Annotated in this window: 14 protein-coding genes and 5 tRNA genes; 11 read left to right on the forward strand and 8 right to left on the reverse strand. The window is 62.2% G+C overall.

Annotation, left to right across the window (positions count from 1 at the left end):
- Window positions 1-276 precede the first annotated feature (276 nt).
- Complete coding sequence (locus tag H618_RS0109790) at window positions 277-1,950, forward strand: DEAD/DEAH box helicase (protein ID WP_028694903.1); 1,674 nt, start codon at window positions 277-279, stop codon at window positions 1,948-1,950.
- A 69-nt stretch (window positions 1,951-2,019) separates the two neighbouring features.
- On the opposite strand, the gene H618_RS0109795 is transcribed toward H618_RS0109790, so the two are convergent.
- On the reverse strand, window positions 2,020-2,787 hold the full coding sequence (locus tag H618_RS0109795; protein WP_028694904.1) for a DODA-type extradiol aromatic ring-opening family dioxygenase: 768 nt from the start codon (window positions 2,785-2,787) through the stop codon (window positions 2,020-2,022).
- Window positions 2,788-2,889: 102 nt separating this feature from the next.
- Here H618_RS0109795 and H618_RS0109800 point away from each other — a divergent pair, with 102 nt between their 5' ends.
- On the forward strand, window positions 2,890-3,540 hold the full coding sequence (locus H618_RS0109800; protein ID WP_028694905.1) for a thiopurine S-methyltransferase: 651 nt from the start codon (window positions 2,890-2,892) through the stop codon (window positions 3,538-3,540).
- Window positions 3,541-3,597: 57 nt separating this feature from the next.
- On the opposite strand, the gene htpX is transcribed toward H618_RS0109800, so the two are convergent.
- Both htpX and H618_RS0109810 read right to left on the reverse strand, forming a co-directional pair.
- Window positions 3,598-4,485 carry a protease HtpX gene (gene htpX, locus H618_RS0109805; RefSeq protein WP_028694906.1) on the reverse strand — a complete coding sequence of 296 codons (888 nt, stop codon included), beginning with the start codon at window positions 4,483-4,485 and terminating at the stop codon, window positions 3,598-3,600.
- A gap of 244 nt (window positions 4,486-4,729) precedes the next feature.
- Window positions 4,730-5,941, reverse strand: coding sequence for a pyridoxal phosphate-dependent aminotransferase (locus tag H618_RS0109810; RefSeq protein ID WP_028694907.1), 1,212 nt, complete (start codon window positions 5,939-5,941; stop codon window positions 4,730-4,732).
- Between the two features lie 161 nt (window positions 5,942-6,102).
- Between H618_RS0109810 and msrB the strand changes: the two genes are divergently transcribed.
- Window positions 6,103-6,510, forward strand: coding sequence for a peptide-methionine (R)-S-oxide reductase MsrB (msrB, locus tag H618_RS0109815; protein ID WP_028694908.1), 408 nt, complete (start codon window positions 6,103-6,105; stop codon window positions 6,508-6,510).
- On the forward strand, window positions 6,503-6,991 hold the full coding sequence (locus H618_RS0109820) for a glutathione peroxidase (RefSeq protein WP_028694909.1): 489 nt from the start codon (window positions 6,503-6,505) through the stop codon (window positions 6,989-6,991). Before msrB ends, H618_RS0109820 begins: the two co-directional genes overlap by 8 nt.
- Here the strand turns inward: H618_RS0109820 and H618_RS0109825 are convergent.
- Complete coding sequence (locus H618_RS0109825) at window positions 6,981-9,281, reverse strand: hybrid sensor histidine kinase/response regulator (protein ID WP_050577274.1); 2,301 nt, start codon at window positions 9,279-9,281, stop codon at window positions 6,981-6,983. The two genes, H618_RS0109820 and H618_RS0109825, sit on opposite strands and share 11 nt — an antisense overlap.
- Window positions 9,282-9,442: 161 nt before the next feature.
- Here H618_RS0109825 and H618_RS0109830 point away from each other — a divergent pair, with 161 nt between their 5' ends.
- On the forward strand, window positions 9,443-10,333 hold the full coding sequence (locus tag H618_RS0109830) for an ATP-binding protein (RefSeq protein WP_028694911.1): 891 nt from the start codon (window positions 9,443-9,445) through the stop codon (window positions 10,331-10,333).
- Window positions 10,330-10,812: a GAF domain-containing protein gene (locus tag H618_RS0109835; protein WP_028694912.1), complete on the forward strand. Its 483-nt coding sequence runs from the start codon at window positions 10,330-10,332 to the stop codon at window positions 10,810-10,812. Before H618_RS0109830 ends, H618_RS0109835 begins: the two co-directional genes overlap by 4 nt.
- Before the next feature lie 40 nt (window positions 10,813-10,852).
- On the opposite strand, the gene H618_RS0109840 is transcribed toward H618_RS0109835, so the two are convergent.
- The gene (locus H618_RS0109840; protein WP_028694913.1) at window positions 10,853-11,620 is read right to left on the reverse strand and encodes a hypothetical protein; all 768 of its coding nucleotides are present in this window, start codon (window positions 11,618-11,620) and stop codon (window positions 10,853-10,855) included.
- 268 nt (window positions 11,621-11,888) lie between these two features.
- Here H618_RS0109840 and H618_RS0109845 point away from each other — a divergent pair.
- From H618_RS0109845 to H618_RS0109865, 5 genes are all read left to right on the forward strand, one after another.
- A tRNA-Glu gene (locus H618_RS0109845) sits at window positions 11,889-11,964 on the forward strand.
- Window positions 11,965-11,966: 2 nt separating this feature from the next.
- A tRNA-Gly gene (locus H618_RS0109850) sits at window positions 11,967-12,042 on the forward strand.
- Window positions 12,043-12,147: 105 nt separating this feature from the next.
- Window positions 12,148-12,223 (forward strand) — tRNA-Glu (locus tag H618_RS0109855).
- 2 nt (window positions 12,224-12,225) lie between these two features.
- Window positions 12,226-12,301, forward strand: a tRNA-Gly gene (locus H618_RS0109860).
- 85 nt (window positions 12,302-12,386) lie between these two features.
- Window positions 12,387-12,462, forward strand: a tRNA-Gly gene (locus H618_RS0109865).
- Between the two features lie 111 nt (window positions 12,463-12,573).
- Here the strand turns inward: H618_RS0109865 and H618_RS0109870 are convergent.
- From H618_RS0109870 to H618_RS21540, 3 genes are all read right to left on the reverse strand, one after another.
- Window positions 12,574-13,617: a fimbrial protein gene (locus H618_RS0109870; RefSeq protein ID WP_169338833.1), complete on the reverse strand. Its 1,044-nt coding sequence runs from the start codon at window positions 13,615-13,617 to the stop codon at window positions 12,574-12,576.
- Window positions 13,618-13,655: 38 nt separating this feature from the next.
- Window positions 13,656-16,232, reverse strand: coding sequence for a fimbria/pilus outer membrane usher protein (locus H618_RS21535; protein WP_050577275.1), 2,577 nt, complete (start codon window positions 16,230-16,232; stop codon window positions 13,656-13,658).
- 264 nt (window positions 16,233-16,496) lie between these two features.
- A complete protein-coding gene (locus tag H618_RS21540; RefSeq protein WP_081673752.1) occupies window positions 16,497-21,659 on the reverse strand; it encodes an RHS repeat-associated core domain-containing protein in 5,163 nt (1,720 codons plus the stop codon).
- Window position 21,660: the final 1 nt, after the last annotated feature.

Genomic DNA, 21,660 nt, shown 5'->3' on the forward strand with positions numbered 1-21,660 from the left:
GCCGGGCTTGCCGGGTGAAAATTTTCCTCACGTCATCGCGCCAATTCGTATATAGTACGCGCCGGTCTTTTAGCGGACCGCAAAATCAGGCGGTGCAAATCCTCCGAGTCCAGCTTCGGCTGTACGTCCGCTAGGCGGACCCTTCTCACACGTTCCTTTTTCAATCGTCTTCGCAAATCCCCGCCGCCAAAGCTGCCTGGGTGACCTTCTGGTCTTTCAAGGCAATGTGCAGCTTTGGAGCATGGGTCTTTGCGGATGCACTCTAGAGGCAGACCCATGACCCAGGAAACCGGCGGATTCGCCGCTCTCGATCTCAATCCGAATATCGTTGCTGCCGTAGTCGCCACCGGCTACGAAGAGCCTTCGGCCATTCAGCAACAATCGATCCCGATCATCCTCGCCGGTCACGACATGATCGGCCAGGCGCAGACTGGCACCGGCAAGACCGCTGCCTTCGCCCTGCCGGTGCTCAACGGCATCGATGTGAGCAAGCGCGAACCGCAAGCCCTGATCCTTGCGCCAACCCGTGAGTTGGCGCTGCAAGTAGCCACGGCCTTCGAAACCTACGCCAAGCAGATGCCGGGCGTGAACGTGGTAGCCGTCTATGGTGGCGCCCCGATGGGCCCACAGCTCAAAGCCATCCGTAATGGCGCACAGATCGTCGTCGCTACCCCGGGTCGCCTGTGCGATCACCTGCGCCGCGATGAAAAAGTCCTGTCCACGGTCAAGTACCTGGTGCTGGACGAAGCCGACGAGATGCTCAAGCTCGGCTTCATGGATGACCTGGAAGTCATCTTCGACGCCATTCCCGAAACCCGTCAGACCGTGCTGTTCTCGGCCACCTTGCCGTCGTCGATCCGTTCGATCGCCGAGCGTCACCTGCGTGACCCCAAGCACGTCAAGATCCAGAGCAAGACCCAGACCGTCACCGCCATCGACCAGGCTCACCTGATGGTCCACGCCGACCAGAAGATCCCGGCCGTGCTGCGTCTGCTGGAAGTCGAAGAGTTCGATGCGCTGATCGCCTTCGTGCGTACCAAGCAAGCCACTCTGGACCTGGCCGCCGCCCTGGAAGCCAAAGGCTACAAGGCTGCTGCGCTGAACGGCGACATCGCCCAGAACCAGCGTGAGCGGGTCATCGAGTCGCTCAAGGATGGCCGTCTGGACATCGTCGTCGCCACCGACGTCGCGGCTCGTGGTCTGGACGTGCCGCGTATCACCCACGTGTTCAACGTCGACATGCCGTACGACCCTGAGTCCTACGTGCACCGTATCGGCCGTACCGGCCGTGCCGGTCGCGAAGGTCGCGCACTGCTGCTGGTGACCCCGCGCGAGCGGCGCATGCTGCAACTGATCGAGCGTGTCACCGGGCAGAAGGTCGCTGAAGCCCGTCTGCCTGGCGCACAAGCCGTGCTCGATGCGCGTATCAAGAAGCTCACCACCAGCCTGGCGCCGCTGGTTGCCGAGTCGGAGGCAAGCCACGGCGAACTGCTCGACCGCCTCACCGCCGACCTCGGCTGCTCGCCACGTGCGCTGGCTTCGGCCCTGCTGCGCAAGGCCACCAACGGTCAGGCCCTGAGCCTGGCGTCGGTCGAGCGTGAGCAACCGCTGGTTCCGAACGGTGCCCCGCGTGAGCGCACCGAGCGTACCGAGCGCAGCGGTGAGCGTAGTGGTGATCGTGAGCGTCGTGCACCGATGCCGCTGGGCGAAGGTCGCGTACGTTGCCGTACCGCGCTGGGCGCGCGTGACGGCATCGCGGCCAAGAACCTGTTGGGTGCGATCCTCAACGAAGGTGGCCTGGCCCGTGACGCCATCGGCCGTATCCAGGTACGCGACAGCTTCAGCCTGGTCGAGTTGCCTGAGGATGGTCTGGAGCGTCTGCTGACCAAGCTCAAGGACACCCGCGTCGCCGGCAAACAGCTCAAGCTGCGCCGTTATCGCGAAGATTGATCCTGGTGCGCTGAAGAAAATCCCCGGTTGATGCCGGGGATTTTTTTTGCCTGGCGTTTACCACTGCGCTCAGCCGAAACGGTAGATGTCCATGCCCAGCGCGCCGAGAGTGAAGCCGTGGTGCACCTGGGCAAACTCGCCGCCCGCCGCCAGGGCGAAGAACAACGGCAGCAGATGCTCGTCGCTTGGGTGGTTGCGCACGGCGTAGGGCGCACGCTGACGGTAGTCGAGCAGGGCCTGCTGATCGCCTTGCTGCAGGCGCTCTACCATCCAGTCGCGAAAGGCTTTGGCCCATGGCTCGATGACCTCGGGCCCGGCCTGCCAATTCAACTCGCCGAGGTTGTGGGTGATGCTGCCCGAGCCGATCAGCAGTACGCCCTCTGCACGCAGTTCGGCGAGTGCCGCGCCGATGCGCAGCTGCTGGGTCGGGCCCAGGTGGCTTGGCAGCGACAGCTGTAGCAACGGGATATCTGCCTGCGGATACATCAGCGACAGCGGCACCCAGGCACCATGGTCGAAGGGGCGTTGCTCATCGAGCTCCGCTGGCAGCCCGGCCGCGCGCAGGCGCCGGGCAATTTGCAGGGCCAGAGCGGGGTCGCCCGGGGCAGGGTACTCGACCCGGTACAGCGCCGGCGGGAAGCCGGAAAAATCATGCCAGGTGCGCGGTTGCGGGCCGCTGGTCAGCAACAGCTTGCGGCTTTCCCAGTGCGCGGAAACCAGCACGATCGCGCGCGGGCGCGGCAACGATCCGGCCAGTGCGGCCAGTGCCGGTCCGCTTGCACCGGGTTGCAGGGCGAGCATGGGTGAGCCATGGGAGATGAACAGGCTGGGCAGCATGAAGGCGGCTCCTGGAGTTAACATGGTGGCCATGTTCGATCAGGTAACGATCGTAATCCAATATAAGTTTTGCGCCTGAATCATCGAAAAACTGGAGGGATCATGGAGCCGGCATTCTGGCATCAGCGTTGGGCCGCGCAACAGATTGGCTTTCATCAGCCGCAGGTCAACGAGTACCTGCAACGGCACTGGCCGGGCCTTGGGCTGCCGGCACAGGCGCGGGTGCTGGTGCCGCTGTGTGGCAAGAGCCTGGATCTGCTCTGGCTGCTGCAGCAAGGGTATCGCGTGTTGGGCATCGAGCTGTCGCGCAAGGCCGTGGCGGCGCTGTTCAGCGAGCATGGACTGACCCCGCAGATCACCCGGGAAGGTGAGTTCGAGGTCTGGCAGGACGACGCCCTGCAGGTGTGGTGTGGCGACTTCTTCGCCCTGACCCCTTCGCAGGTACAGGACTGCTCGGCGCTGTATGACCGTGCTGCACTCATCGCCTTGCCGACGGCCATGCGTGAGCGTTACCTGGCTCACCTGAGTGAGCTGCTGCCGTCGCCGTGCCAAGGCCTGTTGGTCACTTTGGAATACGATCAGGCATTGATCGACGGGCCGCCCTTCAGCGTTGGCGCAGAAGAAGTGCAGCGTGGGCTGAAGCAGTGGCAGGTCAGCGAAATCGAGCGCTGCGACATTCGCCAGGACAGCCCGCGTTTCGTCGCGGCGGGGGTCAGCAGCCTGCGCGAGCGGGTGTATCGGCTGAGCCGGTAAGGGGGCTTGAATGCAACAGGGCGACCGAAGTCGCCCTGTCGTGTGTCTGCTGCTCGATCAACCGCGGCGGCGCAGGGCGTCGATACGGTCTTCCAGCGGCGGATGGCTCATCAGCAGGCCGGCCAGGCCGTCTTTCAGGCCACCATTGATGGCGAACGCCTTGAGGGTATCGGGCATGTGCACCGGCATGCCTTGCTCCGAGCGCAGGCGCTGCAGGGCGTTGATCATGGCGCCAGTGCCGGCCAACTGCGCGCCGGCCTCGTCGGCACGGTACTCGCGGCGACGCGAGAACCACATGACGATCATGCTGGCGAGAATGCCCAGCACCAGCTCGGCGACGATGGTCGCCACGTAATAGGCGATACCGCGGCCTTCTTCGTTCTTGAAGATCACCCGGTCGACGAAGTTGCCGATGATGCGGGCGAAGAACATCACGAAGGTGTTCACCACGCCCTGGACCAGCGCCAGGGTGACCATGTCGCCGTTGGCGACGTGGCCGATCTCGTGGGCCAGCACCGCCTTGACTTCATCGGGCGAGAAGCGCTCGAGCAAGCCTTGCGACACCGCGACCAGAGCGTCGTTGCGGTTCCAGCCGGTGGCGAATGCGTTGGCCTCATAGGCCGGGAAGATACCGACCTCAGGCATTTTGATGCCGGCTTCACGGGACAGTTCTTCGACGGTCTGCAGCAGCCATTGCTCATGACGAGTGCGTGGCTGGGTGATGATCTGGGTGCCGGTGCTCATCTTCGCCATCCATTTGGAGATGAACAGCGATACGAGGGAGCCGGCAAACCCGAACACAGCGCAGAAAATCAGCAGGCTGCCCAGGTCGAGATCGACCCCGTTGGCGGCCATGAACCCGTTGAAGCCGAACAGGCTAAGGGTAATGCTTGCAACCAGCACCACCGCGAGGTTGGTGGCTACAAACAGCAAGATGCGCATCATGGTTGTGACGTTCTCCTGACGGATGAAAGAGTGGCGTTCTGCGGGGGTATATAAGGGGGAGGGCGGCGGGATTCAACCGACGGACTATTTCAAACTGTGTAGGCGGAGTATGCCAGAGGAAATCGGCCGGCTCGTGGGATAGAGCGTTGCAGGATGTAAGAAGTGTTACCGGAGGGGGTAGGATCGTCGAACCGGCGTTCCTACAAGCAGGCCAACTGCCGTAGGAACGCGTTCTGAACCCGGCTTACTGCGAATAGCCGCGCAGGAAGTTGCCGATGCGCCCGATCGCCTGTTCCAGGTCGTCCACCCGCGGCAGGGTCACCACGCGGAAGTGGTCGGGCCATGGCCAGTTGAAGGCGGTGCCCTGAACGATCAGCAGTTTTTCCGACAGCAGCAGGTCGAGGGCGAAGCGCTCGTCGTTGTAGATCGGGCAGACTTTCGGGTCGATGCGCGGGAAGGCGTACAGCGCGCCCATTGGTTTGACGCAGCTGACGCCGGGGATGTCGTTGAGCAGCTCATAGGCGCGATTGCGCTGCTCGAGCAGGCGGCCCGGGGGCAGGATCAGGTCGTTGATGCTCTGGTAGCCGCCCAGCGCCGTCTGAATCGCATGTTGCGCCGGCACGTTGGCACACAGGCGCATGTTGGCGAGCATGTCGATGCCCTCGATGTAGCTCTGCGCGTTGTGCTTGGGGCCTGAGATGATCAGCCAGCCGGAACGGAACCCGGCGATGCGGTACGACTTCGACAGGCCGTTGAAGGTCAGGCACAGCAGGTCGGGGGCCAGCGCCGCGGTGCTGATGTGCACGGCTTCGTCGTAGAGGATCTTGTCGTAGATCTCGTCGGAGAACACCACCAGGTTGTGCTGCCGAGCCAGCTCCAGCATGCCCAGCAGCAGCTCGCGGGAATACACCGCTCCGGTGGGGTTGTTGGGGTTGATGATCACCAGTGCCTTGGTGTCGGGGGTGATCTTGGCCTTGATGTCGTCCAGGTCAGGGAACCAATCGGCCTGCTCGTCGCACAAATAGTGCACGGGTTTGCCGCCAGCCAGGCTCACCGCAGCGGTCCACAGCGGGTAGTCGGGTGCCGGAATCAGCACTTCATCGCCGTTGTTGAGCAGCGCCTGCATGGACATGACGATCAGCTCGGACACGCCGTTGCCCAGATAGATGTCTTCGATGCCGACACCGTCGATCTGTTTCTGCTGGCAGTACTGCATGACTGCCTTGCGTGCGCTGAACAGGCCTTTGGAGTCACTGTAGCCTTGGGCGGTGGGCAGGTTGCGGATGACATCCTGAAGGATTTCGTCCGGCGCCTCGAAGCCAAACGGCGCCGGGTTGCCGATGTTCAGCTTGAGGATGCGATGGCCTTCCTCTTCCAGGCGCTTGGCGTGCTTGAGCACTGGGCCGCGAATGTCGTAGCAGACATTGGCGAGCTTGTTCGATTTGCTGAACTGCATGATGTGATCCCGGTTGAGAAGTCGCTGCGCGCCACGCTCGAGGATTGGAGAAGGACGGGGCGCATGCCAGACTGGCTGGCAAGATAAGCCCACTAATATACGTGTCACCGGCGCCAGAAAGAAAGCCGGCGCACGGTGAAATTAGCCTGCCGAGGTTACCTATGGAAAAGTTTGAAAAATCCCTGGAAGAGTGGCGTGAGATGCTCGATCCGGCGCAGTACCAGGTGTGTCGACTCAAGGGCACCGAACGGCCATTCACCGGCAAGTACAACGGTGAAACCCGCCCCGGTGTCTATCACTGCATCTGCTGCGACCTGCCGCTGTTCGATGCCGCCACAAAGTTCGACGCCGGCTGTGGCTGGCCGAGCTTCAGCGCGCCGATCGATGAGGCGGCGATGATCGAAATCCGCGACACCTCCCACGGCATGATCCGTACCGAAGTCACCTGCGCGCGCTGTGATGCGCACCTGGGGCATGTCTTCCCGGATGGCCCGGCGCCCACCGGGTTGCGTTACTGCATCAACTCGGTGTGCCTGAACTTCGAACCTGCGCAGGCCAGCCATGACTGACCCGCTGCTGGAGATTTCCTGCCTGACCTTGGGCGGCGAGCACAAGCGCCTGGCGGATTTTGCCGGCAAGGCGCTGCTGGTGGTCAACACCGCCAGCCAATGCGGCTTTACCCCGCAATACAAGGGCCTGGAGCAACTGTGGCAGCAGTACCGTGGCCAAGGTCTGGTAGTGCTTGGCTTCCCGTGCAATCAGTTCGGCAAGCAGGAGCCGGGCGATACGCTTGAAATCGCGCAGTTCTGCGAGCGCAATTTCGGGGTCAGTTTCCCGCTGTTTCGCAAGGTCGAGGTCAACGGTGAGCTGACCCACGCGTTGTTCCGCGAGCTGAAAAAACGCGCGCCGGGGCTGCTGGGCAGCGAGCGCATCAAGTGGAACTTCACCAAGTTCCTGGTCGATCCGCAGAGCGGCCAGGTCACCCGCTACGCGCCGGCGACCAAGCCGCAGGCACTGCAAGCGGACATCGAAAGGTTGCTCAATCGCTGATTGGCAACCAGCGTTCCAACAGCGCCAGCAACTGCTCGCGGCGAAACGGCTTGGCCAAGTAATCGTCCATGCCTGCGGCGCGGCAGCGCTCGCGTTCTTCGGGCATGGCGTTGGCGGTCAGGGCAATGATCGGCAAGTCAGGCCAGTTGCCGCGCTGACGGATGGTTCGCGCCGCCTGGTAGCCATCCATCACCGGCATGTTGCAGTCCATCAGCACCAGGTCGAAGGGGCATCTTTGCAACATCTCCAGCGCTTCCAGACCATTGCCCGCCACCTCCACCGGGTAGCCGAGCTTGCCCAGCATGCCGCGAGCCACCAGCTGATTGACCGGGTTGTCCTCCACCAGCAGGATTCGCCCACGTTGCGATGGCAGCGCTTCCCCGGGCAGCACCGACCCAGGCTCGGTGCGCGCGCCCTGCAACGCACGCTGCAGGGTTTCATGCAGCTTGTGCCTGGACAGCGGACGCGCCAACTGCTGCAGCGGCGCCAGGGCGGTGGACTGCTCGATGGATACGAAGCGGCCGTACGCCGTTACCAGCACGATGACCGCCGAGCACAGCGGGCGCAGCGTCTCGACGGTGGGCAGGTCGTCGGTGATCAGCACATGCAGCGCGCTGACATCGAGCTGCTCGACGCTGTCGTGGCGCTGATAGGCCAGCCCCCAGGCCGGCAGTAGCGTCTGCAACAACTCGCTCAGGCCGCTGCCGGCCCGGCTGATGGCATCGACCCGCCCCGGCAGTGCGGGCATCGCCAGCGCGGGCCCGTGCGCAAGCAGCGGCAGGTCGGCGCTGAACTGGCTGCCGAAGCCTACCTGAGACCGTACGCGCAGTTGCCCTTGCATGGCTGTACACAGGTTGCGCGTCAGCGCCAGGCCCAGGCCGGTGCCGCCATATTGCCGGGTGATGCCGGCCCCGGCCTGGGTGAAAGGCTGGAAAATCCGCGTCTGGGCGTCCTCGGCGATTCCGATACCGGTGTCACGCACCACCAGACGCACGCCACCGACGATGGGTACAACACTCACATCGACCCGACCAAAGCGGGTGAACTTCAGGGCATTGGACAGCAGATTGCTGACGATCTGCCGCACCCGGGTCGGATCACCCAGCACCAGCGCTGGCAGGTCAGGAGCGATCAGGCAGGTCAGCTCGACACTCGCCGCGGCATTCTGCGACAGCAAGCTGGCGGTGTCCTCTACCAGACCACCCAGGTCGAAGGCGATCCGTTCCAGTTGCAACTGCCCGGCATCGAACTTGGACAGGTCAAGAATATCGTTGAGCAGCGCCACCAGGACTTTGCCCGAGTCGTGGGCAATCGACAGCTGCTGACGCTGCTCGGTCGCCATGGGGGTGTCCAGAGTCAGGGCGATCATGCCCAGCAGGCCATTGAGCGGGGTGCGGATTTCGTGGCTCATGTTGGCCAGGAACGCCGAGCGTGCCTGAGCCATGTCCAGCGCCTGGGCGCGAGCGATCTGTAGCTCGTGGTTGGATTGGCTGAGGCGATCGTTGCTCGCCTTGAGCGCCTCGGTGCGCGCCGAAACCATGTCTTCAAGCTCGTTGAGGTACTGGGTCAGGCGGTTTTCGGCATGCCGACGTTGCTGGATTTCGGTGGCCATGCTGACGAATTGCTGATTGGCCACCTTCACCAGCACGCCGATTTCGTCGCGCTCGTGACCGGGCGGGCAGTCCACGCGGTTCTGCCGGCCGCTGCTCAGTGCGCTGATGACGGTCACCAGCGGTTTGGTCAGCATCAGGTAGAACAGCGTCAGGAGAATGCCGGTCAGCACCAGGGTACGAGCGAAGCCACTGAGCAGGGTCAGCCCGGCACGTTCGAGAAAACGGCTGGTGAAGGCATAGGTGTCGACGTCCAGGTACAACGTGCCCAGGTAGTCATCGGGCATCTGCGCGAGGAACAGGCGATCCTGGAACTGGCGCTGCTCACCGAACAGAAAGTCCGACAGCGGCCGGTAATCACTCTCCATGGGCGTACGTTGGCTGTCGGCGAGCACCGTGCCATTGTTATCGACCAGCCGCGCGCGGATTATCGCCGGGGCACGCAGCAGGCCGCCGGTCAGCTCCTCGCCCAGCTCGGCGTCGATGTTGTAGGCGATGCGCGAGGCGGTGTCATGGCTGATTTGCAGCAGCGTTTGCAGTTCACGGTTGATGGCCGCGTCTTCGCTGGCATAATCGACGCCGATCTGCACCAGGCTGAGCAGGGTGCCCAGCACGAAGCCCACCAGCACGGTGAGCCGGGCTTGTTTGTAGGAGAGGCGGTTGGTGAACTTGATATCCATAGGCCCCGAGCAAGTGGATGGGGTTGCGCCTGTGACTGCGATGGTAGTCGCAATGCGGCTCGCGTGGGTCAACCAACGCTACGCTATGCGCGCCCAGCCGCACTGTGCCACGAACGTCCGCCGCGCGGGCCGTTGCGTCGTCTAACACCTTAGGAGCCATCATGGACCCCCGCCTGACCGCCTTTCTCGAACGTGCCGATTCGCTGCTGACCCGCCTCGAACCGTTGCTGCCAGCCCTGCGCCCCACGCTCGACTGGCACACCACGCTGGCCGCACGCTGGCAGCGCGACGGTCGCAGCGGCTATCTGCAGCCGTTGCAGGTGAGCCTGGACATGCGCCTGTCCGATTTGATCGGCGTCGACAAGCAGTGCCAGCAACTGGGTCGCAACACCGAACAGTTCATCGCCGGCCTGCCGGCCAACCATGCGCTGCTGTGGGGCTCGCGCGGCACTGGCAAGTCGTCGCTGGTACGCGCCTTGCTCGCCGAGCACGCCGCCGCGGGCCTGCGCCTGATCGAAATCGAGCGCGATCACCTGGCCGATCTGCCAAGGGTGGTCGAGCTGCTGCACACCTTGCCGCAGCGTTTCGTGCTGTTTTGCGACGACCTTTCGTTCGAGGCCGGCGAGGGCGACTACCGGGTGCTGAAAAGTGTGCTCGATGGCTCGCTGGAGCAGGCGCCAGACAACGTACTGCTGTATGCCACCTCCAACCGTCGCCATCTGGTGCCCGAGCAACAGAGCGACAATGAAAACTGGAAGCGGGTCGACGGTGAGCTGCACCCCAGCGAGGCGGTGGAAGACAAGATCGCGCTGTCCGACCGCTTTGGCCTGTGGCTGTCGTTCTACCCGTTCACCCAGGAGCATTACCTGGAGGTGGTCGAGCACTGGATCAGCCAACTGGCGATCCAGGCTGGCCTTTCCTGGCAGCGCGATGACGCGCTGGATATTCTCGCCGTGCGCTGGGCCACCGGGCGCGGCAACCGTAATGGCCGATGTGCCTACCAGTTCGCCCGCTACTGGGTCGGGCTGCAATTGTTGGAGCAGAATCAATGATCGACTTGAATGCCAGTGGTGCCGGCCTCGATGGCTACGACTTGCTGGCCGCGCAGGTGCAGGCGCTGTTTGCCGATGAACGTGACTTCATCGCCAATGCCGCGCAGTTTTCCGCGTTTCTCTTTCACCAGCTCGATGACCTCAACTGGGCCGGCTTCTACTTGAACCGCAACGAAGAGCTGGTACTCGGTCCGTTCCAGGGCCAGGTGGCGTGTGTGCGTATTCCCTTCGACCGCGGTGTCTGTGGCGCTGCGGCAGCCACCCGGCAAACCCAGCGGGTCGAGGATGTGCATGCGTTCCCTGGGCATATCGCCTGTGACAGTGCATCTAACAGTGAGCTGGTGATCCCGCTGCTCAAGGACGGTCGGCTGATAGGGGTGCTGGACCTGGACAGCCCGCGCATCGGCCGCTTCAGCGAGGCTGACCAAGCTGGGCTGGAGCGTCTGGCCAGCATCTTCCTGAGCTTGACCGACTGCTGAAACAACAAGGCCCGGTCATTGTCGGCCGGGCCTCGATGAATCAGTCGTACATGGCTTTTTTCTTCCAGGTTTCTTCGTCGTCGGTCTTCAGGCCTTCGGTCAGCTGGTTTTCCTCGTCGGCTGCCGGCTCCATCTGGTCCAACACTTGCGCATCGGCGCGTGCCAGCAGTTTTTCCAGGTATACGCGCTGTTCTTCATAGAGTTTCGGCTCGGCCTGCTTGCGCAGGTACTGCACGCCGCGCTCGAACGCCAGGCGTGCCTGGCCGGGCTGCTGCTGTTGCAGGGCGCGCTGGCCGAGGTTGTTGAAGAACTCGATGTGCAGCAGCACCAGGATGTGGCGAATTTCCTTGGCCCAGTGCTTGCCCTCGGTGTTCTGCAAAAAGCCTTCGGCGGTGGCGCGCACCACCTGGTTGTGCAGCACTTCCAGCACAAAGCGCACGTCCTTGGCCTTGGTCTCGGTGAGGATCGGGGCAGGGGGGTTGTTGATCGGAATGTCATCGCCCATGTCGATCAGTGCCTGCAACGCCTTGATACGCGCCTGCCACTGCGCGTTGTTGCGCTCCACGGCGAGCAGCCGCTGGTTGAGGTTCAGTTCCAGTCGGGTCAGCAGGAGTTTGAGCGGCGTGCTCATCAGTTGCCCGGGGAAGGTCTCGTTGATGTCCTCGCAGCGGCGCAGACGGTCGCCCAGCTCGACCTTGGCGCGGGTGCGCTCGACCTTGGTGTTCTCGACCACATTGTTGAGGTAGCCAATGACGATCAGCAGTGCGATTCCGGCGACGATGAGCAGGGTGATCAGAAGTGGGGTCACCGCGAATGCCTCTATATAGGAGAAGATCTATTGGCCAGGTATGGCGCAATGGCATGAGCTTGCCGAGCCGTCGTCAGAAAAGCAACGCCAGTGTTTCGACTGCCGCTCGATCCGCCTGACGGTAAGCGGGAAGTCATTGATTTAAATAAATTTCTACAAAGGTGTTGACGACTTCCATGGGCGTCCCTAGAATGCGCGCCACTTGCAGCGTAAAGCACACAGCGAAACGCTTCGGGTAGTGAAAGCGGCATGAAAATGCTTGCAGCGTGTCCCCTTCGTCTAGTGGCCTAGGACACCGCCCTTTCACGGCGGTAACAGGGGTTCGAGTCCCCTAGGGGACGCCATTGCGGGAATAGCTCAGTTGGTAGAGCACGACCTTGCCAAGGTCGGGGTCGCGAGTTCGAGTCTCGTTTCCCGCTCCAGTTTCTCCGGCAACGCTTCGCGGCGCGGCAGGAAAAGAAAATCCAGGGTGAATCGCGAGGTTCAGGTCTGGTGCGCTGAAGGTCTTGTACTGAACAGTGTAGTGTGTCCCCTTCGTCTAGTGGCCTAGGACACCGCCCTTTCACGGCGGTAACAGGGGTTCGAGTCCCCTAGGGGACGCCATTGCGGGAATAGCTCAGTTGGTAGAGCACGACCTTGCCAAGGTCGGGGTCGCGAGTTCGAGTCTCGTTTCCCGCTCCAGTTTTCAAACTGTGGCGTCTATGCGGTACAGCGGTGGTGAAGGTCGTCAAGACGCTTCACACCAACAGTGGTAAAGCTTCACATTGCGGGAATAGCTCAGTTGGTAGAGCACGACCTTGCCAAGGTCGGGGTCGCGAGTTCGAGTCTCGTTTCCCGCTCCAAATCGCAGCACGTAAAAGGGACCTCCGGGTCCCTTTTTGCGTTGTGGGCATTTCTACTTTCGAGCACCTGGCGCGAGCCGCCCGGCACCTAGGGCCGGGCAGACGTTGCCTTCAGCGGTAAGTGACAGTGAACTTCAAAGCGCCTTCAGCCACGCCAGGGGTGACTTTTGCATCGGTTTGATAGTAGCGGGCACGAAAATCCAGGCGCGTCGTGCCTAAGTCAATGGACGTTACCCGCTCATGGGAAAGCAGCGGAATCGGCGTGCCATCACTGCGCAATATCTGGATGCCCAGACCGCTGGCAGTAGAACTGCTGCTGAGGCTGAACAGGCCTTGACTGGCGTCGATAGGGGTCGAGCCGTTCACGCCCCCTTCAAGGTAGACATGTACGTTCGCTCGAGTGGCACCCGGGGTGCTGTCGTCTGCGCAATCGCTCAGGGTGATATGGAAGGGCACGTCGGCTGTCGTTGCACCGACATGGGTAAACTCGTCGGTCTTGTGATCGCCAAGTTGTACCGGGTCGGCGCTCACGGGATTACCCAGCACGGAGCACTGGGCGCGATTGATCGTCGCCGAGATCGAGTAATCCATGGCCTTGCCCACGGTGTGGTAGATACCGTGGAACATTTCCCCCTGGACGCGCTGGGGGCCGGCAGCGATCTCGCCGATCTTGACGAACGATAACTCGCCGAACATATGCTCCAACGGCATACCGATGGCGGTGTTTTGCGTCATCACGCCCGTATAAGGAATGGCCGTGCCGTCGTCCGGTGTGAAGTTGTTGGTCGCAGTGCCTTCATAGGGGTAGCCCAGGTTTATGTACACACCTACCCCTGGCACATTGGTCTGCAGTATCCGGCCATCGACCGGCTTGCCATCGATCGGGGGGATGTAGCCGGCGAATATCGGGGCGCTGTTGGGCAGCCGTGCGGTGACTGGATCGGTGGCGCTGTAAAAGCAGGTCAGTTGCGAGCCTTCCACGTTCGCGGAGTACAGCGGGGCTTTGCCGAAAACCGTACCTACCGGGGCGTTACGCGCTACCCAGAACGAGCCCATGTCGCGCTGGAAGGTCATGTAGGTGGGTTTGCCGGGCCACCACCTGCATTCGGCCTGTACCACAGTCGAGGCCAAGAGCAGCATCAGCAGAGAAATCAAGGTAGCAGTGGGTCGTACACGGCGGCGACACAAGCGGGTCATGGGCGGGAGCCTTCAGAATCAGTGGTAGAAGTTGACAGGTCATCGTGCGCGCCTCCTGGCGAGCATTCGAATGTCTGAATGCGATACCCGCTGTCTTCAGGCATCACGCTGGGGTCGAGGGTGACGTGGCAGGTCTGCGAGCCAGCTACCCCCCATCGCACCTGCAGCCGCTGAAGACCTGGTTGGCTGCTGGCCAGCAGGGTTTGCCCAGCCTGGCCGACCACGCCCAGAATCTGCTCGTGTTCATCGCTGACTTGCGCGCCGAAGGGCAATGGCCGGCCATCGGGTTGAAGCAGGGTCAGGACCATGCGCAACACATGCCGTGTATCGAAGCGGCTCATCACCACGGCGCCTCGGCGTGGCACCAACTGCAGGCTGGTATTGTCGATGATGATCTCGGGCGACAGGTCGTCGGTGTCGAGTGCCACTGGATTGATCCGATAAGGACGCAGGTGTGGAATCAGCAGGAAACCTTCAGCGTCGCTGCGCGACGAAGTCGCATTCTGTAACCCGATACCCTCGACATCGGGAACGTGCAGCAGCGCCATGGTTTCCCCCAGATAACTGCCGAACGTGACGCCTTGGGCATGCAGCACCATTGCACCGCTGGTATTGAGCGACAGGCTCCGGTAGCCGCTGCCTGCGCTATAGCCAACGCCATAGTTGGCCTGGCCACTCTGGAAGGCCAGCGATACCGCGGCGGATTTGCGTTGGCTGGCGTCGTTGGCCAGTGAGGTCTGATAGCTCAGGCGATTGTCCAGAGCCGCACCTTGCACGCTGGCACGTTCGCTGTACTGGCCGTTGGTACGCTGTATATCGAAGGCGGCTCGGTGTGGGCGGCCGAACTCCAGCGGAAAGCTCAGACTCAAGCCAAGCAGGCGGTTGTCGGTGTAGCGGCTGCTCAGGGCCTGAGAGGCGAACAGGTTGACGCCCACCTCGCCGATTCGGGTGCTGTATTGCAACTGGTACTGACGGCGCTGGTAGCCGCTGGTCCAGTAGTCTTCCTGGGACAGGGTCAGGCTCAGCGAACTGCTCTGGGCGAACGTCTGGTATGCCGACACTTCCAGCCGACTGCGGCGGTTGCCCGGATAGCGCGTATCGAAATTGCGTTGCTGAATGGCTTCCTGGAAATCCCGATAGCCTTGCGTGGAGTAGCGGTAGCCGGCGAAACGCAGGTTGGTACCGCTCTGGAAACTTTTGCCGTAGCGCACGGCGTAGCTATGCCCCTGGACCTGTCCGAGCGCACCACCCAGATCACTGCTAGCGCGGGTCACGTCGATCGATAGTGCGCCGAATTCACCGAAGTCACGGGCGACTCCCGCCACACCCGCGCGATAGTAGTCACTCGACAGCACACCGCCATACAGCGTGCTGTTCCAGACGCCACCTCGGGCCAGCGTCCCTTGCCAGAATGCCGGGCTGTCGAGCTCCTCGGCACCGTTGTAGCGGCCAGCGGTCGCGCTGTAGCGCCACACGCCGTCGCGCAGCAGGCTGCCCAGTGAGGAGTAGGGTTGCGTGAAGCGGCTGACCTGGCCGTCGCTTTCAGTGATGACGACTTCGAGTTCGCCATGCCCAGAGCCGACACTGAGGTCATCCAGGGCATAGGGGCCGGGTGCTACATAGGTGGAGTAGATCGGATAACCATTGCGTAGCACTTCGATCTTGGCGCGGGTCTGAGCCACGCCGCGGATCACCGGAGCGTACTGTTGCTGGGCATCGGAAAGCATGTCCTGATCCGAGGCCAGACGCACGCCGGAAAAAGCGAAGCCACGAAACATCTCGCTGCCGGTGAAGGTTTCACCCACGGTCAGGTTGGCGCGCAGTCCGGGCAGATCACGCTGGGCGTAGGTGTCGTTGCGGGTCCATTGGCGCTCGCCGAGCGGATTCTCGCGATAAGTCTGATTGCTACGCAAACGCCAACCCCCGAGGTTCAGCCCGGTATTGAGGTAAAGGTCCTGGCTGCGTTCGCTGCGGCCATCGCTTCTGCGACTGTGCTGGGTCGAGGCCTGGTAGTTGACGAACGCGGCATTGATGCCTGAGTCCCAACGGTGCTCGGGCACGCTGCCACGGCGATCCTGGCTCAGGGCGATCTGCGGTATCGACAGCGAGAGACGCAGTTGCGCAGAGTCGAAGTCGACGTGCGCCTGTGGAACCAGCTCAGCCAGGTCGACGCAGCTTTCATCATTGGGCAGTGGCGCTTCCAGGGCTTGCTCACGTAGATCGAGGCTACGCAGCAGTTCGCCGGTCAGGCAGGCCTGCAGGGCATCACCGCCGGGGGCCAGGTGAAACAGGATGGATTGCTCTTCGATGGGCGTGTGGTTGACCCATACCGCGACCCGGTAGCGCCCCGGTTGCAATGGCGTGTGGGGCGCCAGCGCCTGTAGTGCCAGGACACCGGCATCCGCTGCCTGACCAGGGGGCTGACGCATGAAACCGGCTTCGAACTGCGGTTTCGCGGTTTCGGCCAGCGCCGGACTGGAGATGGTCAAGAGCAAATAACCGCTGAGCAACGGCGGCAGGAGAGCGAAGCGCGCACACAACGGCGGGGGCCTGAGAGGGTCGAGCTGGAGCATTGGCAGTGTCCTGAGCTGCACTGTCGATCGACCGCGCGGGCAGGATCGGCAACGCATGGCTGGAGCCTGATGGGCATTGACGCACGCGGCGGCGAGAACCACCGGAAACGTCGGATTCAAGGCCGCTAGGGTAGGGGCCTGAGGGGACGGGGAATGTAGGAAGAGTCTGTAGTGCGGGGTGTCGGAATCGACAGGGGTGGAGATTGCAAGAAAGCCCGCTGCTGGGCAGCGGGCGGTGATAGGTCGGTGTCTGAGACGGGTTGCCTAGAGGCGCTTGAATCTGCCTGTGAGTTTATCGAAAGTTGGCGCTCCTCCTTCGCCCAGCAGAGTTAAGTCTATTAGCCCGCTGCCTGGATGCGTAGCACTTCCGGATGCAGTCGTTTGCAAGCTTGGTTGTGGCATGACTTGCGCAGAAGATGATTCTCCCCCCCGCACGGACGCTGACCCGGCTGAAACATCCGACATGGAACCGCTCAAGCTCGGAGGGGCACTGGGAGTCGAGGCTTCAAGCTTACTGCCGATCTGAGAGCCGCGTGGGCTGGATCCTGCGGAAACTGACGGTAACCTGGACAATGCCGGAGAGGCTGGGGGAGTCGCGGCGATAGAAGCGCGGGGGGCGCTGACGACCGATGCCGCTCGACTGACCGCCGGGGTCCGTGGACGGCGAACACTCATTGTGGCTCCCATCAAATTCTGAATGCCGGTGGCGAGCTGGGCAACGGAGCGCCCGCTCGAGCTCGCTGCCTGCGCCGTTGTGACAGCCCTCTTGACCGCCGCAGCACCCGAGTACGCCAGAAAACCGCCGGCGAACGACAGGGCGTAGCTGATGCCGCTCATGGTGTTGGAAAGCTCGATGTTGTCCTGTCCAACCATGACCGCTATCGCGCCAGTGACGGCCGAAGCGCCCAGGGCGACCACGCCTACCACACCCTTGATATAGCTCACCGTCAAGCCGATGGTGGCCGGTGCCGACCATGGCATCGTCACTGCCGCGGCCACGAACATCGCGACGCCTATGCCCACGCTTATCCAGGCACTCCAAGGTGTCTTGGGCTTTTCGGGCTGATCGATCAGCTCCGGCGGGTCGCGGTCGTAGATGCCTTCCGCTCGGTGGCCGGTCGGGTCATGCCAGTTGACAGGGTTGCCCAGGGCATAGGCATAAGGGTTGATGCCCGCGTCTTCAGGGTTCATCGAATCGGGGCTATGGAAGCGCATCAGCGCGGGGTTGTAGGCGCGGTAACCGCTGCCCAGCAGGTACCAGCCGATGGCCTCTTCTCGCGCTTCGCCGTTGAACGCCAGCAGGCCATGCAGTCCATTGTCCTCGGCGCGCTCGCCGTAGGCGCTGTACTGGGCATCGCGAACGCCCTGGCGGTCGCATTCGCCGATCACGCTGCCGGATGGGTCCGTCAGCAGCAGTTGCGTGGCGGCGGCATCGCCCGCTCGCTGGATGCCAAGTGGTCTGCCAGCCCCGTACAAGTACTGGGTCAGCACATCACCCTCTCGGGTGCAGTCCAGGCGGTGGCCCAAATAGCGTCGGTGCACCTGGCGGCTCCCCGCATACACAGCACCCACCAGTTGATCATGACCGTCGTACCGATACTCGGCGAGCGCTGCGCCGTTGGCTGCGGTGACACGTTGCAAGCGTCCGAAGCTGTCGTACTCCAGCGCCCGACCCTGGTCATCGGTGAGCAGGTTGCCGTAGTCGTCGTAGTTGAACGTCTGTTCGGCAGGGTAATCCTCGAGTAGGCGATGAGTCACCTTCAACAGTTGGAAACTGCCATCGGTAGCGTAGGTAAAGTCGGCCCTGTCGGAGTTGCCGTCGGCAAAGCGGGTCTGGCAGCGTGTGATGTTGTTCTGGTCGTCGAAACGGAACAGTTGGTTGCTGATCGCACGGCCTTTGGCGTTGCAGGGCAGCAACTCGCCCTGACAGTCGTGTTCCACCAGGCGATCGAGTTCATCGTAGGTGAAGGTCTCCATGCGCAACCGCTTGCCGTCACGCTGCAGCGTTCGGGTGTGCAGGGTGTCGTTGTCACGCCAGGTGAAGTCGAGCACTTGTTGGTGCTGGCCGTCGACACTGAGCGTGCGTTGCACTTCACGTCCCAGCGCGTCGTACAGCTGCGTACACAGCGCTTCGCGGCCGCCGTCGCTGTCGGTGGTGCAGGTGGTATGCAACAGGCCGTCATCGTTGTAGGTCAACACACTGCGTAACGCGCCCTGGCTGATGGCCGTGAGTCGTCCAATACTATCGTAGGCGTATTCGCAGGCAATCGGGCTGTCCGAGTACTTGCGGTAGTACATGCGCCCTTGCAGTGAGTGACGGTACTCGGTGCTGTGCTGCTCGGTGCCATCCACCTCCCAGGTTTCGCTGGCCAGATACCCCTGATCGGTATAGCCATAGGCACGCGCACCGTTGCTGTTGCCGGCGCTGACGATGACGCCGGTGTCCGCAGCGAAGTCGAAATTGGACTCCAGGTCTGCACTGACCACCTCGCCGTCGACGAAACTTGCCTTGACCTGGGTCGGTAGTGGGGTGAGTCGAGGTTCGTAGGTATATCTCAGCACACGCTTGCGCGCGGCTTTGCCTGGCTGAGCGGTGTTGCTGGAGGTGCGGGTATCGACCAGCAACGTTCCGCCTTTGTAGCGATATTCGTCTACCCGCGGACCAACTTTGACCTTGAGCAGGCGATCGAGTCCGTCAAAAACGCGCTCGCTCAGCGTTTCGCAGCGCTCGCTGCCGCGGCTGCGCACCTCTAGCCGTGTCGTCAGTTCATTGAGACTGTGCGGCGCGAATGTGCGCAGCACCTCGGTGCCGTCCGGGCGCAGCGTCGCCGTCATCCGGCCCCACAGGTCATAGGTGTAGGTGTTGACCTGCGTCACGGCCTTGCTATTGACCGTTGCGAAGGTAAAGGTACTTTTGATGCAACGGCCCAGACCGTCGTACTCGAAATCCGTGCGACCGACCTGATGCGAGTCATTGCCGGCCTGCTCCATCAAGCGGTACTGATAGGCAGGCTTGTTCAGGGCGTTGAGCTGAGTCACCTGCACGTTCTGGCGAATGTCAGGGGCCTTTGTAGCGGCCTGCTGCTGGCCTGCAACTGCAGGACTGACGGTCCACTGCGTGATCAGATCACCGCCTTCGCCGAAGGGAGACGTTTCGGTCACCGACTTGACCAGGTCCGGCCCGATCACCTCGCAGCGGTTGCCCCAGCCATCGTAGGCATAGCGAGTGACCAGGATCACATCAGTCTGGGGCGCTGGACTGGTTGCGTCAGACTCTGCGCGATAGTCGTAGGCAGTTTCGCTGACCAGGCGTCCAATGCTGTCGTACTGGTATTCTGCGGTCGTCCTCGAGCACCCTGAGCAATCCTGTCGCTCCTCTCGGATCACGCGGTTGAGGCCATCGTATACGACGCGACTGATGACGTTCTTGACGTCGGTGACCTGCTCGCAGGCATAGGTACGGCCGTTTTCCGTGAGCGTCGGGTAGGCATAGACACGGCTGGCCCTGTAGTGTGCATCGTCGGGCGAGCTGGTCTGCTCGAGCAAGCGATTGAGTGCGTCATAGCGACTACGGGTGACCACCCCATTGAGGTCTTCGGTTTGCACCACCTGACCGCTGTGGATCGAGTGGATTTCGACCATTGTGGCTTCGGCGGTACCGCCTGCACCGCTGAATGTCTGCCGGGTTCGCAGCCATGTCGGTGCGCCCTCGGGGTCATCGGTCAAGTCGTAGCGAAAGCGCGTGGTAGACGTCTGGCCGTGGATGCTGACCTGCTGGCAGTCAGGGCGGCCGTGAAGGCGCGGGGTGTCAGGTTTGTCGAGGTAGGCATGCACCGACCTGCGCAGGAGCGTTTCTGCCTCGGCCTCTGATTCGCCTGGCTGCCGCCCGCCCGAAGCAGCGCTGCCTGCAGTCACCTCGCAGGTGTCTTCCTGCTCGATCGCCAGCCAGCCACCGGGCAGCGCCCTGGCAGTGCTCTGCGCCAGCGCGGTCTGTAGCGCATAGCGATACCGCGTGCGTTTGATCGGGGCGCCAGGCAAGTGAGCCGCCGGGTACTCGGTGAGGCTCTTGAGGTTGCGCAGAAAACCTTCGGGGTCTGCAGGGCAGCCATCGCCTCCTTCCTTGGGGTAATACTCGCGTACCAGGCGTATACCGCTTGCCTGAGTTTCCACCAGCAGGTTGCCCGCTGTGTCGTAGGTCATCTGCAAGGTTTCATCGCGACGCTTGCTCGAGTCGCCGGACAGGGTTTTGCTCTTGGTAATTCGTTTAGGTAACTGGAAGTAGCTCGGCTGGTCATCGAAGGCCGTATTCGGCACTTCGTGATACTCGGTGGTGACGGTTTCGATGCAGCCTTGTTGAGTGGTGAGGCTCTCGGTCAACAGATGGAAGCGGTTATAGGTGCACTTGACCGTGCGCAGCACCTGGTCTTGCAGGTAATGGCTGACCGTCGAGTCGTAGTTGTAACTGCTGCCGGTGAACTTGTAGAGATTGTCGCGCCCATCGTCTGTCCATTGGACACCTGTGCCGTAACCCAGAAAGTTGTTCTGGCTGTAGGCATAGGTCGATTTCATGTGGGTGGCGGGGTCCAGCGGGTCGGGCTGACGTAAATGCTCGATGACGTAGGGCAGAGTCCTGGCGACGCCGGGAAAGCGATGGCCGTGTTCGTTGTAAGTCAGCGTCTCGATCCCGCCAATCGGATTGGCCAGGCGTGTGACATAGCGCAGGTTGCCGAACCGGGCGTAACTGAAGTGCCAACTGGGCTTTTCGTCACTTGGGAGCTCGAGCCTGCGCAATTCCTGATTGTCCAGCTCGAAGATGAACCGCTTGGCCACGGTTGTGCCAGGATCGAGGTCCAGCACGACTCGCGCATTACTGCTGTAGTCGATGTTCAGCAGGGTGCGGTGGGTGTCGTCGATGATCGTGGACAGGCGTGCCTGACTATCGACTGTGGTGTACTCCAAGTTGATGCCGTGACCTGAGGGCGCCATTACCCTCACTGGCATGGCCACTTCGCGCTGTGGGCCCTGGGGTTCGAGAATCTCGATCAGGCCGGCTTTATGCGCAACCCGCCAGCGTGGTCTGTCAGCCTCGCCGATGTTGCTGAACTGGAAGCTTTCCAGTTTGCGTTCGGCAATCGCGGCCGCCTGTCCCGGACCATTGTCCGCTACCCGAAATCGTTCACCCGTGTGCAGGGAAAGCATGCCGCTGGAGAGCGAAAAGTGGCTAAGTTGCAATGCCCAGCCAATACCGAAACCGCTGTTGCTCTCATCCATGGGATTGAACGTCAGCTGTAAGGGTAGTTCTGGGCCGCAGAGCATATTGGCTGTCATCTGAGGCAGTTCAATGCCAACGGAAAACTGCCCTGTACGTTGATCGACGCTACCGCTGATGAAACCCAGGAAGTTAAGAGCGTTGGAATGCAGAGACATG

Origin of the sequence: Pseudomonas cremoricolorata DSM 17059 = NBRC 16634 (genome assembly GCF_000425745.1) — a bacterium.
Classification (GTDB): Bacteria; Pseudomonadota; Gammaproteobacteria; order Pseudomonadales; family Pseudomonadaceae; genus Aquipseudomonas; species Aquipseudomonas cremoricolorata.